The following is a 14,102-nucleotide window of genomic DNA, read 5'->3' as shown; positions in this document are numbered from 1 at the left end:
CTATTTTCTTAAAAATCAGAGATCACGCTAAGATCATTTATTAAGGACATTAAAATGATTGAAATTATAGACATTGAAGTTTTAGATCTTCGTTTTCCCACATCAGAGCAACGTGATGGATCGGATGCTATGAATCCAGATCCAGACTATTCTGCTGCTTATGTCATATTGAAAACACAAGATCCACAGTTATCTGGACACGGCTTAACCTTTACGATCGGGCGCGGTAATGAAGTGTGTTGTGCGGCGATTGAGGCTATGCGACATCTTATTGTTGGAATAAATATTGAACAAGTAATCGCAGATCCTGCACAGATGTGGAGGGCGTTAACATCAGATAGCCAATTACGTTGGATTGGGCCAGATAAAGGCGTGATTCACTTGGCAACAGCGGCTGTAGTCAATGCGATTTGGGATCTTTGGGCAAAATATGTAGATAAACCGCTATGGAAACTGATTGCGGATATGAGTCCTGAACAGTTGGTGAAATGTATTGATTTTCGTTATTTGACTGATTGTATTACATCAGATGAAGCTTTGATCTTATTACAGCAACGTGCTGCACATAAAGAACTTAGAGAACAAGAGTTATTGTTAAATGGCTATCCATGTTACACCACATCGGCTGGATGGTTAGGTTATAGCGATGAAAAGTTAGCGTACTTGTGCCGAGAAGCTGTAGATCAAGGTTTTTCCCACATTAAACTTAAAGTGGGACGTGATATTGATGAAGATATACGGCGGGTAAAAATTGCACGCGATATCATTGGTACTGATCGAAAATTAATGATTGATGCCAATCAAGTATGGGAGAGGGACCAAGCTATTGATTGGGTTGGGAAATTAGCTTTTGCCGATCCTTGGTTTATTGAAGAGCCCACTTCTCCTGATGATATTGAAGCACACCGTGCAATTCGTTTTGCAGTGAAACCGATTGAAGTGGCCACTGGTGAAATGTGTCAAAACCGTATCATGTTCAAGCAATTTATGATGCGAGAAGCTGTAGATATAATTCAGTTAGATGCATGTCGCTTGGGTGGGGTCAATGAAGTGTTGGCTGTTCTATTAATGGCAGCCAAATATCAATTAAAAGTTTGTCCACATGCGGGTGGGGTCGGCTTATGTGAGTATGTTCAGCATTATTCAATGATTGATTATTTATGTTTTTCTGCCACAAAACAAGATCGTGTAACTGAGTATGTGGACCATTTACATGAGCACTTTATAGAGCCTTGTGTAATACACAAGGCTGCATATATGCCACCACATTTAGCGGGCTTTTCAATAGAAATGAAAGCAAGCAGCTTAAAACAATATCGACATACTCAGTGTAAATAAAATGATGATCCCGTCACTTGTACATTTTAAAAAATAATAAAACAAGTGGCTTTTTTTCACATATATCAAAGGAATGTGAATATGGATACTGCTCAGGATAAGCAGCAGCTGAATAATGTTATTCGGCGAGTAAAGTGGCACCTACTGCCAATCATTATATTGATGTACGCGCTCTCTATGTTGGATCGATCTAATATTGGTTTTGTAAAGCATTATATAGAACTCGATGTCGGAATTAGTGATTCAGCCTATGCCCTAGGTGCAGGAATATTTTTCATTGGTTATGCACTATTTGAAATCCCCAGTAATTTAATGTTGCATCGAATGGGAGCTCGTTTTTGGTTAAGTCGTATTATGGTGAGTTGGGGGATTGTCTGTATTGCGATGATGTTTGTGCGAGATCCCATAAGCTTTTATGTTTTACGTTTCTTGTTGGGAGCTGCTGAAGCTGGTTTTGCACCTGGCGTAATATTGTTTTTGACCTATTGGTTTCCAAGTGCATATCGTGGGCAAGCTTATGGCTGGTATTATTTGGGTGTTCCTTTGGCTTTAATGTTAGGTGGGCCATTTTCAGGGTGGCTATTAGAAACGGAATCGAACTTTGCACTTAAAAATTGGCAATGGATGTTTTTAGTACAAGGTTCAATGACTGTGATTGTTGGGGTGGTTGGATATTTTATTTTGGTCAGTCAACCCAATGATGCAAAATGGTTAAATGATGAAGAGAAAAAATTGCTCAATAGCGCTCTATATAGTGATCAACAGCAAGCAGTCTTAGCAACAGGATCATTAAAGTCTGTCTTATCAGATTGGAGAGTTTGGCGGTTTGTATTGATTTATTTTAGTATTCAGATGAGTGTTTATGGTGTTTTGTTTTATCTACCCACTAAACTGTCTTTGATATTGAATCAGCCCGTCGGTTTGGAAGTCGGTTTATATAGTGCCGTACCTTGGTTAGTCGTATTAATTTCTTTACCCTTATTAACACGTTGGGCAGATCGCAAAGCAAACTGGCATAACATGGCGATTGGGCTATTACTTTGCGCAGTTTTAGGTATTACATTTTCAACATTCACAACACATATCACAGGTTTTCTAATCGCTATTAGTTTAGCTATTGTTGGTTTCATTGTGGTGCAGCCGATATTTTGGAATCTACCTACGCAGTATTTATCAGGGAAGGCAACGGCAATTGGCGCCGCACTTATTGGTGCACTGGGCAATTTGGGCGGGTTTGTAGCCCCTAATTTGAAAAATTGGATGGATCAAATCTGGCATAACGATATTGCTGGTTTATTTGTTCTAGCAAGTGTCGCATTTATTGGTGTGCTTTGCTTATTGTGGGCAAGACCGCGAAGCGCCTAACGTTGTTAACGATAAGCTCTGGAGGATATGGCATACTGCTGACTGCACATCTTAACCAATATAGCAGACACCATGACATATATATTGCAAGTTGATTTTCCATTTAATGGGCCTTGGGGCAGTGAGATGACCGCTGCTATGCAGGATCTCGCACAGTCCATTAACCACGAAGCGGGAATGATTTGGAAGATTTGGACTGAAAACCAAGCAGAAAATCGAGCAGGGGGGATTTACCTATTTGAGACTGAATCTGATGCACAAAATTATTTAAAGATGCATAGTCTTCGGTTAAATGGTTTTGGAATAGATGAGGTCGAGGGTAAAATTTTTACCACGAATAACGAATTATCTAAGATTAACCATGCACCTTTATAATCTGTTTTAAGCATGGAAATAAAAATGGGAGTTATACTCCCATTTTTATTATATTAGTCATAATTAATGTTATGAGTTAAGAGATAAGGTTTAATTTGCCATTCAACATTTTGCATAACTGATTTGATTTGTTGCACTGTATTCCAAACATCAATATAACGAATATAAAGTGGTGCAAAAGCAAAACGGATAATATCAGCTTCTCTATAGTCGGTAATTACACCACGTGCACATAATGCTTGACAAATCTCATAGGCAAAAGGATGGTTGTAACTTAAATGACCACCACGATGTTGGTGTTCTTGGGGTGTAATTAATTTAAAATTAAAATCAGCACATTCTTGTTCCATTAATTCAATAAATAGATCAGTCAGTTTCAAAGATTTTAATCGAATCGCCTCCAAGTTAGTTTTAGCAAATATATTGAGTCCACATTCGATTAAACGCATAGAAATAATCGGTTGATGAGCTGACATATAACGTTTAAGTCCAGTAAATGGTTCATAAAAGTCAATGATATCTAGTGGGTTGTTATGATTATTCCAAGCATTGAGAGGGTCCCAAAAGGTGGTTAAATGCTTTTCATTCACCCAAAGAAATGCTGGAGCACCTGGGCCCCCATTAAGATATTTATAGGTACAACCCACGGCAAAGTCAGCTTGGCTTTGGTTCAGTTGAGTTGGAAATACACCTACCGATTGACATAAATCCCAAATCACTAAGGCGAAATGTTGGTGAATAAGTCTATTGATGGTCATGAGGTCTTTGAGACGACCTGTACAATGATGAATTTGAGATAACACCACCACAGCAACTTGACCCGTTGCCAAGAGCTGCTCAAGCTCATTTTCATGTTCAATTAATTCAAGTTGATAAAGCTGCTGATGTAGCTCAATAAAACTCTGAATAATATGAATATCAGTGGGGAGTGCATCTCTTTCTGCAACGATAAGCCTTGCCTCAGGATGTTTTTTTGCTTGGATCTTGATTGCTGCAGCGAGTGTTTTAAATAAATTAAGTGCTGTTGAGTCAGCGACCATGACTTCATCATTATTTGCACCAATTAACCCTGCAATTTTATTTCCTAAATCACGTGGTAGTTCAGTATGGTAATCTTCATTGCTTAAATGATGAGCGAGCTTCTCGTCCCATTCATGTGCAATGAATTGTTGGGTTAAGGCACTTGAAGAGTGTGGACGTGCACCTAACGTATTCCCTCCTAAATAAATGATTGAGTTTGGCAGAACAAACTCATTTTTTAAATGTTGTAGCTCATCTTTATCATCTAATGCTACACAATATTTCTGGTTAAGTATTTTCACATTAAACTCCATCAGCATGTGAATATAGCACGAGATTACATAACACAAGTTTAGTGTTTTAATTTCGTATTTTCGCATAGTTTATGCGAAAACTATAACATGGTGTAAAATATAAATTATTAATTTAAATTAATTACATGGTTTTTTTACATTACTTAAAGCCTTATTTTAGCTTTTTAGCTATATTTTATTTAATTTGAATTAACAATTAAAAACATAACTAATTTTGTCTGGTATTTTTTTTAATCTTTTTTTGCATTCAACTTATAAGTTGTTTTGGTCTTGCTTTTAGACGGTATTTTATAGAAAATACATCATGATTTTAGTTGATGAAGTAAAATATTTATAAGTTTTAAAAGTTACATTGTGAAGTTTGTATTTATAATTGTGCTTAATGGATTTATCTGATTATTGTGATTCAAAAAATAGTAAGGCAAGCTTTTAAAAATATCAGAGAAAAGGAATTTGTTTTTATCATGGAGAGATCATTTTATATTTTCATGGACTGATCAATAGAAATAGTATTGTGCTGATGTATTAGAGTGCCAAAATGGATAGATTGATCAGGCATGCTCTATCTTCAAATGCATAGACACACTTGATGAACTTATACCGAGGCTGATGCTAATTAGAGTGAGGAAGGCAACTGAGAAAATAACTGTTTTAGAGTGTTCGGAACTGTTTTAATGGCAATGCGAGGTGGATAAAAAATTCGCTTTAAACCAGTCAAAATAGTATTGGCTGGCTTAAGTTCTATATTTTGCTAAGCGGTTGTTTGAGATTTTTTACTAAGTTTGTTTGACCAATATGCAAATAAACAAATAGCTACTAATAGAACAAATGAAGCAGTAAAACGACTTAGGTTCAGTCCACCATGATCAAGAGGTTTATCTAAAAAATCCCCAACAACAGCACCTAGTGGACGTGTCAAAATAAATGCTGCCCAAAATAATAGAGTATTGGAAATTTTACTGCGATAGTGCAGAGCTAAGATCAGTAAAATTAAAGAAGAATATAAAATGATACCACCACTATAACCAAGTCCAGCAGTATCGGCGGACCAATCTCCCAAAGCTGTACCAAGTGTTTGTGAAAAAGTAATAGTGATCCAATAAAATATTTCGACTCGGGGACTGTTTACACTATAGGGAGAAATCGAGTGTTCTGTTTTATACCAACTATATAAAGAGATCAGAACTAAGCTGAGTAGTAATGTACTTCCTCCAACATAGCCAATACCTAAAGATCGATCAACAAAATCAGTGAGCGTCGTACCTACAGTGGTACTGGCTATAATGGTTGATCAATAAAAAACGGGCCGATAGCTTTTGCTTCGTATTTGCACATAAAGAAAGCTTATAAAAATTACTGCAAAAATTAATGTACTGACCAGATAGCCCAGATTCAGGGACATGGACAGAGCATCTCCCGCTGTTTCTCCAAATGTTGTGGCCAAAATTTTAGTGATCCAAAACAAGGCGGTAATTTCTGGAACTTTAATAAGTATTTTATGGGGATCAGAATGCATGACAAGCACTCAATAAATAATAGAGTTTAATTAAAAATCTTATTGCTTAAGCAGAGCTGAATTTGGTGTTTTCGATTATAAAAAAAATCAGAAGTTGACAGTATTACTATAAAAATACTGCAAATTGTAAAAGAAAGTTATGCATTAAATTGTTGAACTAGTTATTAAAACATTTGTTTATTTGTGAGCTCTGATATATTTCATCGTGTACGGTGAAATGGTTTATGGGCCAAACTAAACGTACACCATGTGTGCTTTAAACCGTTAAAGCATTTTGCCGGATAATTGCGGCATAGCCCCAGATTGAGGGGCTTTATTTTTTTCTGGGAATTTATTTTATTTATTTAAAAACTATGCAAGTTTTTAATAATCATATACTGCCTCATCAAGTGCTAATATAAAGTAATGGGCTTATCCGATGTTATTTAGCACATTGAAAATACTTGACATACAGCTAAAAACTAACACAAATTAATCGTGTAAGTTTAATGTAAATGGGAAGTAACCTTTAACGTAAAGACGTTGACCCAGCAGGCGCTGCGATATAACTTTCAATCAAGGTTGATGAATATAACAAATAGGGCAGTATGATTTAATGTTTCGATCTTTTTTTCCAAATCCTAAGTGGTTTTTTTTGTCTCTGGTGCTGTGGTTTTTATTAAATATTGTGCTTTGGTATAGCGGTGGAAAGAGCTTTGGTGAGTATATTGGTTTCCCTATAGGCTATGCTGATGCAGAGCTTGCGATTGGCGTGAGTCGTTTTTGGTCTCCTCGTTTTGTTTGGTTTTATCTTTGGTTTCTCACTTCAGTCAGTTTATTTGCTGGTTTTTGGAAATTTAAAGCCAATCATCCTTGGCAAAAGTGGTCAGTTTGGGGTTCTGCCTTTATCTTATTTAATGTTTGGTTCAATGTGCAGGCAAGTGTTGCAATCAATGCTTGGTACGGTCCATTCTGGGACATGATCCAAATGATGCTTACAAATAAAGGTGGGGAAATATCTTCTTTATATCAAGGAGCCTCCACGTTTTTATATATTGCAATGTTAAATATTACGATTGCTGTATTTAATCTCTTTCTTGTTAGTCATTATGTTTTTCGTTGGCGTACCGCAATGAATGATTATTATATCGAACATTGGGGAAAGTTGAGAACGATCGAAGGTGCTTCCCAGCGTGTTCAAGAAGATACAATGCGATTTGCAAAAACAATGGAGTCACTTGGAGTTGAATTCATTAAAGCAATTTTGATATTGATCGCATTTTTACCATTACTGATTAAACTCTCTGAGCATGTGCCAATTTTGCCTTTAATTGGTGAAATAAAATATTCGTTGGTTTGGGCAGCCTTGGGGTGGGCATTATTCGGTACGTTCTTATTGATGATTGTGGGTATAAAACTACCTGGACTTGAGTTTAATAATCAAAAAGTAGAGGCTGCTTATCGTAAAGAACTAGTTTATGGTGAAGATCATGCCGATCGCGCTGAGCCAGTTCAATTAAAGTCACTCTATTCAGATTTAAGACACAATTATTTCCGTCTTTATTTTCACTATGTCTATTTCAATGTTTTTAGTAATTGGTATTTGCAGTTAGATGTGTTGTTTGGATTAATTATGTTATTCCCATCTATTTCAGCAGGGATTATTACCTTGGGATTAATTAACCAAATTAGTTATGTTTTCGGAAAAATTCGTGAATCATTGCAGTTCTTAGTAAGCTCGTGGCCAACGATTATTGAATTGCTGTCTATTTATAAGCGTCTTAAGGCTTTTGAGTCGATCTTAAATAAGTAAATGTGATTGTGTTTTAAAGTGCCACTACTGCAATATCTTGTTGCAGTGGTGGCTTTTTTTAACTTGGATATTCACCATAATAAAACCGCCAGAGCAAAGATAAATTCCACAGCATATTCTTAAACTCGCAAACAAGTCTTAAAAGAGTAGGGTGCACTTTAAGCTGCACGATTGAAACTCGATTGTTTTAGCATCGAGCAGTTCATGTGAGATATAATCAAATCTGTTGTTAATTCAGAGTAGATTTCTCAACAGTTTCTTAAGCACTCATCATTAAAGTCCCTATTTATGTCAAATTTTGAAATTGCTGCGGTATTGGTTAGTGTTCTGGGTGTAACACTGACTATTCGGCGGAGTATGTGGTGTTGGATCGTCAATTTTATTGCAGTGGTGATGTACGCTTATTTGTTTTATGTGGTCAAACTTTATGGTGAGACACTCTTACAATGTGTATTCATGGCGATGAACATCTATGGTTTTTATCATTGGAGCAAAGCAAAACAACATGATCATGAGATTCGACTTGAGCATTTAAGTTCTAAACTTGCTTGGGGACAAATCATATTGACAATGATAGCTGGGCTTATTTTTGGCTTAAGTTTGCAACAGTTTACAGATGCTGCAGTACCTATTTTAGATGGACAGCTTGCTATGTTTAGTCTACTCGCAACTTATTGGACAAGCCGCAAGCATATTCAAACGTGGATGTTATGGGTCGTCGTTGATATTGTTTATGTAGGTATGTTTGCTTATAAGGGCTTACTGCCAACAGCAGGCCTATATGCTGCTTTTGTCTTGTTGGCTGCCTTTGGTTGGTGGCAATGGTTACAGGTAAAACAAAAGCAACAGGCTAATTCATATTAAGTATTAAGCGATATTTTGATAAAACATCGCTTTTGGTATTGAGTGAGCTGTTTACATTAAAGTTAATGACTCAGTGAACTCAATCTCTTTTAATCATAAAGATGATTTTTAGGTTGCTTTAATAAGTGACGACTTTGCTTTACATATAAATAAAAAAATTTCTAAAAACAAAGAGTATAAAAATGACACATCAATTTAATATAAAATCAACTATTTGTGGCGTTTCTCTATCTGAATTTAAATATATTGCTGCGACACCTCCTTTACATGAAGCAATATGTAGACGGCTTTCGGGTGACCATTTTGAAATTATTGAATCCAGAGTTGAAGGTAATGTTTACATCTTAAGACAGGTCTTTCATGCAGATGTAAAAATGCCTCAATTTGCAAAAAAATTACTTAAAGATGCTTTTTTGGTGAGGCGTCAAGATACTTCTAATATTGAACAACTGACTTCAACGATTCGGCTTAAGTCAAATGTTCCTTTTCACGCAAGTTGTCAACGTATTGTGACAGGTGATGCTAAGCAGATTTTGGTCCAGTCAGACTGGACTCTTCACATTAAGGCTCCCTTTTTTCGAGGTATGTTAGAACGTCATGCTGAGGCAGAGCTCAGGCGTTATAGTGAGATCGAAATGACTATTTTGGAGGATGAATTGAAAAGAGCATGTTTATCACTTCGATCTTAAGCTGAGTTTTATTTGTGTTTTAATTAGTCTTGTGTTTTTTCTATTTTTTCAATGATTTGATAATTTGTATGAATGATATTGTTATGTCATGATAAAGACTTACAATCGTTATTCTAAAATATATAAATTAAGTGATAGATAGGAAGGCTTATGTCAGTCAAGTTAATTGCAGTCGATATGGACAGTACATTCTTAAAAACAGACAAGAGCTATAATAAAGCAAGATTTTTAAAACAATACGCTCAGTTAAAGCAACGAGGCATTCACTTTGTCGTTGCCAGTGGTAATCCATTATATACTCTACAACAATATTTCCCTGAAATTGGACATGAGATTGCTTATGTTGCAGAGAATGGTTCTCATGTTATGCATCGACAACAAGAGTTAAATTTCTCTTCATTTAATCGTGAATTATTACAGCATATTATCGATGATTTAATTGAAGACTTTGCTGATTGTATGATTCTATGTGCTAAGGATCGGGGGTATATTGGTGCTGAGCTTCCTGAGTCAAGTTTAACCAAACTCAATATTTATTTTAAAAACTTACAACGTGTAGAACAGCTGAGTACAGTACAAACTCCTGTGTGTAAACTGACATTGAATACTACTCCAAACAGTGAACCGAAAGCTTTACAGTTGTTGGCGACTAAAAGTTATGTACAGCAAAAACAGGTCGATATTGTTTCTAGTGGTTTTGGTTTTATCGATTTGATTTTACCTAATCAACATAAAGCTTTTGGTTTATCTTTTTTACAGCGTTTATGGGATGTTGCTGACCACGAAATGTTGACTATTGGTGATAACTATAATGACTTAGCTATGGTACAACAGGCAGGTTATGGTTTTGCTATGGAAAATGCAGTTGCTGAACTTAAGCAAGTCGCTAAGCATCATACGCGTAGCAATGATCAAGAAGGCGTGCTCGATGTGATTGATTGGGTCTTATCTGATACTGAGCAATGGGAGCAGTGGCAGCAAAAACAGTGTTCAGTTGTATAACTGATTAATTTTATAAGTGTACTATGATTAAAAATCGCCCAGAGGATTGCTTTGGGCGATTTTTATTATGCCTAATTGATTGAGTCATCTAGATTTGGTGCTAACCAACGTTTGGCTTCATCTATGCTCCAATTTTTACGTTGTGCATAATCATCTAATTGATCCTGTGAAATCTTCCCTACATTAAAGTATTCACTTTGCGGCAAACTATAGTAAAAACCGCTAACACTTGAGGGTGGCCACATCGCAAAACTGCTGGTAAGTTGTGTACCAATGTTTTTAGTTGTGCCTAACCAATCAAACAGTACGGCTTTTTCTGAATGTTCAGGACAAGCAGGGTAGCCCGGAGCAGGACGAATACCGACATATTTCTCTTTGATTAATTCCTCATTGCTGAGTTGCTCATCAGCCTGATAACCCCAGAACTCTTTACGAATTCTTTCATGTAGATGTTCAGCAAATGCTTCTGCAAAACGATCACCCAATGATTGCGCTAAAATAGCACTGTAGTCATCACCTTTAGCCTTGAATTCATTGGCCATTTCCTCTGCACCAAAGATCGAAACAGTAAAACCGCCTAAATGATCTTGAGCATTAGATTCAAGTGGTGCAATAAAGTCTGCTAAGGATAGGTTGGGTTTCCCAGTGACTTTGTCAGATTGTTGACGCAAATGCTCAAATTGATGTGTGATGTAGTTGCGACTTTGATCTGAATACACGCTGACACTATCATGTGCTGTACGTGCGGCAGGTTGAATCGTAAATACTGCACGTGCATCAAAGCGATTATTTTTAATAATATCTTTAAGCATTTCTTGCGCTTGGTTAAATAAATCCGTAGCAGCTTCACCTACAACTTCATCTTGTAAAATTTTTGGATATTTTCCAGCAAGACTCCAAGAAATAAAGAACGGTGTCCAGTCGATATAATCTACAAGTTTTTCCAAAGGATATTGGGTGAAAATATGGTTGCCAAAGGCCTTAGGAATTGGCGGAAGGTAGTTGTCCCAGTCGAGTTTAAAGCCAAGTTCGATCGATTCTGCATAAGAAAGCTTGGCAGCTTTGGGTTGTTTATTGGCAATACGTTCACGAACTTTGGCATATTCAGCGCGGTGATCTGCAACAAATTGAGTTTTAAGTTCTTTCGAAAGTAGACTGGTTGCAACGCCTACTGCACGTGAAGCATCTGCGACATAAATTACAGCATCATTTTGATATTGTGGGTCAATTTTAACTGCAGTATGTGCTTTGGAGGTGGTAGCACCGCCAATAAGTAAAGGAATATGGAAACCTTTGCGTTGCATTTCCTTGGCGACAAAAACCATTTCATCAAGTGATGGTGTAATAAGGCCTGATAAGCCAATAATATCGACTTTTTCATCAATTGCAGTTTGCAAGATTTTTTCAGCAGGTACCATGACGCCAAGATCTACAATATCGTAACCATTACAACCTAGAACGACACCTACGATATTTTTACCAATATCATGTACATCGCCTTTGACGGTTGCCATAAGTACTTTACCTTTAGATTGGCCTTCACCTTTTTCAGCCTCAATATAGGGGTTTAGCCATGCTACGGCTTGTTTCATTACTCGGGCTGATTTTACGACCTGTGGCAGGAACATTTTTCCTGATCCAAAGAGATCACCAACCACGTTCATACCATCCATTAACGGTCCTTCAATCACATCAAGTGGACGTGCTGATTGGAGACGGGCTTCTTCTGTATCTTCATTGATAAAAGTGGTAATGCCTTTAACTAAAGCATATTCAAGGCGTTTTGCAACTGATTCATTGCGCCATTCTAAGTTTTCTTCTACTTTTTGGCTGCCACCCTGACCTCGGAATTTTTCAGCCACTTCAAGGAGTTTTTCTGTGGCTACTTGTCCACTTTCTCCTTGGTTTTGGTTAAGAATAACGTCTTCTACGGCTGCTTTTAACTCAGGTGAAATATCGTCATAGATTGCCAATTGGCCAGCATTGACGATTCCCATCGTCATACCTTGTTTGATCGCATAGTATAAGAACACTGCATGAATTGCTTCACGTACTGGTTCGTTACCACGGAAAGAGAAAGAAACGTTAGATACACCACCAGAAATCATTGCATGTGGTAGGTTTTGTTTAATCCAGCCAGTTGCTTCAATAAAATCAACAGCATAGTTATTGTGTTCTTCAATACCTGTGGCAACTGCAAAAACGTTCGGGTCGAAAATAATATCTTCAGCTGGATAACCAACATCATTGACCAACACTTCATAAGAGCGCTGACATATTTCACGTTTACGTGCTGCGGTATCTGCTTGACCTTGTTCATCAAAGGCCATAACAATAATCGCTGCACCATATTGGCGGCAGAGGCGGGCTTTTTCTACAAACTCATCATAACCTTCTTTCAGTGAAATCGAGTTAACAATAGGCTTACCTTGTACACACTTAAGTCCTGCCTCAATGATGTCCCATTTAGATGAGTCAATCATGATTGGAACACGTGAGATATCTGGTTCAGATGCTACGAGATTTAAAAAGTGCACCATAGCACCTTGTGAATCTAACATCCCTTCATCCATGTTGATATCAATGACTTGTGCACCACTTTCGACTTGTTGACGTGCGACATCGAGCGCTTCTGCGAAGTTTTCTTCACGGATTAGGCGTAAAAACTTTTTGGAGCCAGTGACGTTAGTTCGTTCACCTACGTTTACAAATAGTGAGTCATTGTAAATATTAAAAGGTTCTAAACCACTTAAACGGCAAGCGGGTGCAATTTCTGGAATTTTCCGTGGAGGGAGGTCTTTAACTGCCTGAGCAATAGCGCGAATATGATCTGGTGTCGTACCACAACAGCCCCCCGTAATGTTGATTAGTCCACTTTCTGCAAACTCTCGTATAAATGCTGCAGTTTCTTCTGGTGTTTCATCATAGCCACCAAAAGCATTAGGTAGGCCTGCATTTGGATGGGCTGATACAAAAACATCAGCAGTATCAGCAATAGTTTTGACGTGAGGGCGCATGGCGTCTGCACCTAATGCGCAGTTAAAACCAATGGAAAGCAGATCACCATGACGTACGGAGTTCCAAAATGCTTCAGCTGTCTGACCCGTCAGTGTACGACCTGATGCATCTGTAATCGTGCCAGAAATCATCAATGGTAATTCATAACCAATTTGTTTAAAGACTTCTTTAACAGCAAATATCGCAGCTTTACAGTTTAAAGTATCGAAAACAGTTTCGATTAAGATAATGTCAGCTCCACCTTGGATTAAACCATGAGCAGCTTGGATATAGTTCTCTTTAAGCTCGTCAAAGTGAATATTACGAAAAGCTGGGTCATTTACATTTGGAGAGATAGAACATGTTCGAGATGTTGGTCCGAGTACACCAGCGACAAAACGTGGTTTTTCAGGCGTACTGTATTTTTGACAGGCCGCTTTGGCCAATCGAGCCGCTTCGATGTTAATCTCAGTAACCAAGTCTTGCATGTGGTAGTCAGACATTGAAACTTGTGTCGCATTAAAGCTATTCGTTTCAACAATGTCAGCTCCAGCAGCTAAGTATTGTTCATGGATATCTTGGATAACATGAGGCTGAGTTAAGACAAGAAGATCATTATTTCCCTTAAGATCATGCGCCCAATCCGCAAAACGTTCTCCGCGATAGTCAGTTTCTTCAAACTGATGACGTTGAATCATGGTTCCCATGGCGCCATCTATAATTAGTATACGTTGTTGAAGTAGCTGTTTTAATGTGGAGAGCGTGGACATACAGAGCACCAAAGTTGGCTGGCTTAAAAAAGAAGCCATTTTAACAGAAGTTACATTATT

Annotated in this window: 9 protein-coding genes and 1 pseudogene; 7 read left to right on the top strand and 3 right to left on the bottom strand. The window is 37.4% G+C overall.

Annotated elements, in window-relative coordinates:
* Positions 1-54: 54 nt before the first annotated feature.
* The 3 genes from Aru01_RS08600 to Aru01_RS08590 all read left to right on the top strand — a co-directional run bounded on the left by Aru01_RS08600 (position 55) and on the right by Aru01_RS08590 (position 3,078).
* Complete coding sequence (locus Aru01_RS08600) at positions 55-1,338, top strand: L-fuconate dehydratase (RefSeq protein ID WP_016657141.1); 1,284 nt, start codon at positions 55-57, stop codon at positions 1,336-1,338.
* 81 nt (positions 1,339-1,419) lie between these two features.
* A complete protein-coding gene (locus tag Aru01_RS08595; protein ID WP_016657140.1) occupies positions 1,420-2,703 on the top strand; it encodes an MFS transporter in 1,284 nt (427 codons plus the stop codon).
* 72 nt (positions 2,704-2,775) lie between these two features.
* Positions 2,776-3,078, top strand: a complete 303-nt coding sequence (locus Aru01_RS08590; RefSeq protein WP_016657139.1) for a monooxygenase — start codon at positions 2,776-2,778, stop codon at positions 3,076-3,078.
* Positions 3,079-3,131: 53 nt separating this feature from the next.
* On the opposite strand, the gene kynU is transcribed toward Aru01_RS08590, so the two are convergent.
* Both kynU and Aru01_RS08580 read right to left on the bottom strand, forming a co-directional pair.
* The gene (gene kynU / locus Aru01_RS08585; RefSeq protein WP_040331382.1) at positions 3,132-4,394 is read right to left on the bottom strand and encodes a kynureninase; all 1,263 of its coding nucleotides are present in this window, start codon (positions 4,392-4,394) and stop codon (positions 3,132-3,134) included.
* A 769-nt stretch (positions 4,395-5,163) separates the two neighbouring features.
* Positions 5,164-5,928, bottom strand: a pseudogene (locus Aru01_RS08580) (COG4705 family protein).
* Between the two features lie 595 nt (positions 5,929-6,523).
* On the opposite strand from Aru01_RS08580, the gene sbmA reads away from it, so the two are divergent.
* The 4 genes from sbmA to Aru01_RS08560 all read left to right on the top strand — a co-directional run bounded on the left by sbmA (position 6,524) and on the right by Aru01_RS08560 (position 10,275).
* Positions 6,524-7,720 (top strand): peptide antibiotic transporter SbmA, encoded by a 1,197-nt coding sequence (gene sbmA, locus Aru01_RS08575; RefSeq protein ID WP_016657135.1) that lies wholly within the window; start codon positions 6,524-6,526, stop codon positions 7,718-7,720.
* 288 nt (positions 7,721-8,008) lie between these two features.
* Positions 8,009-8,584 carry a nicotinamide riboside transporter PnuC gene (pnuC, locus tag Aru01_RS08570; RefSeq protein WP_016657134.1) on the top strand — a complete coding sequence of 192 codons (576 nt, stop codon included), beginning with the start codon at positions 8,009-8,011 and terminating at the stop codon, positions 8,582-8,584.
* A gap of 182 nt (positions 8,585-8,766) precedes the next feature.
* Entirely contained in the window at positions 8,767-9,273 is a 507-nt protein-coding gene (locus Aru01_RS08565) for an SRPBCC family protein (protein ID WP_016657133.1), read from the top strand.
* A gap of 150 nt (positions 9,274-9,423) precedes the next feature.
* Positions 9,424-10,275 carry a Cof-type HAD-IIB family hydrolase gene (locus tag Aru01_RS08560; RefSeq protein WP_016657132.1) on the top strand — a complete coding sequence of 284 codons (852 nt, stop codon included), beginning with the start codon at positions 9,424-9,426 and terminating at the stop codon, positions 10,273-10,275.
* Between the two features lie 71 nt (positions 10,276-10,346).
* On the opposite strand, the gene metH is transcribed toward Aru01_RS08560, so the two are convergent.
* The gene (gene metH / locus Aru01_RS08555; RefSeq protein ID WP_040331368.1) at positions 10,347-14,042 is read right to left on the bottom strand and encodes a methionine synthase; all 3,696 of its coding nucleotides are present in this window, start codon (positions 14,040-14,042) and stop codon (positions 10,347-10,349) included.
* Positions 14,043-14,102 lie beyond the last annotated feature (60 nt).

The organism is Acinetobacter rudis (genome assembly GCF_000829675.1).
GTDB classification, from domain to species: Bacteria; Pseudomonadota; Gammaproteobacteria; order Pseudomonadales; family Moraxellaceae; genus Acinetobacter; species Acinetobacter rudis.
The sequence above is the reverse complement of the archived record's forward strand: the minus strand, read 5'-3'. Positions and strand labels throughout refer to the sequence as shown.

Bases quoted from the DNA above. Each gene is read 5' to 3' on its own strand.
- Aru01_RS08600 (WP_016657141.1), top strand. From the start codon at position 55: ATGATTGAAATTATAGACATTGAAGTTTTAGATCTTCGTTTTCCCACA.
- Aru01_RS08595 (WP_016657140.1), top strand. From the start codon at position 1,420: ATGGATACTGCTCAGGATAAGCAGCAGCTGAATAATGTTATTCGGCGA.
- Aru01_RS08590 (WP_016657139.1), top strand. From the start codon at position 2,776: ATGACATATATATTGCAAGTTGATTTTCCATTTAATGGGCCTTGGGGC.
- sbmA (WP_016657135.1), top strand. From the start codon at position 6,524: ATGTTTCGATCTTTTTTTCCAAATCCTAAGTGGTTTTTTTTGTCTCTG.
- pnuC (WP_016657134.1), top strand. From the start codon at position 8,009: ATGTCAAATTTTGAAATTGCTGCGGTATTGGTTAGTGTTCTGGGTGTA.
- Aru01_RS08565 (WP_016657133.1), top strand. From the start codon at position 8,767: ATGACACATCAATTTAATATAAAATCAACTATTTGTGGCGTTTCTCTA.
- Aru01_RS08560 (WP_016657132.1), top strand. From the start codon at position 9,424: ATGTCAGTCAAGTTAATTGCAGTCGATATGGACAGTACATTCTTAAAA.
- metH (WP_040331368.1), bottom strand. From the start codon at position 14,042: ATGTCCACGCTCTCCACATTAAAACAGCTACTTCAACAACGTATACTA.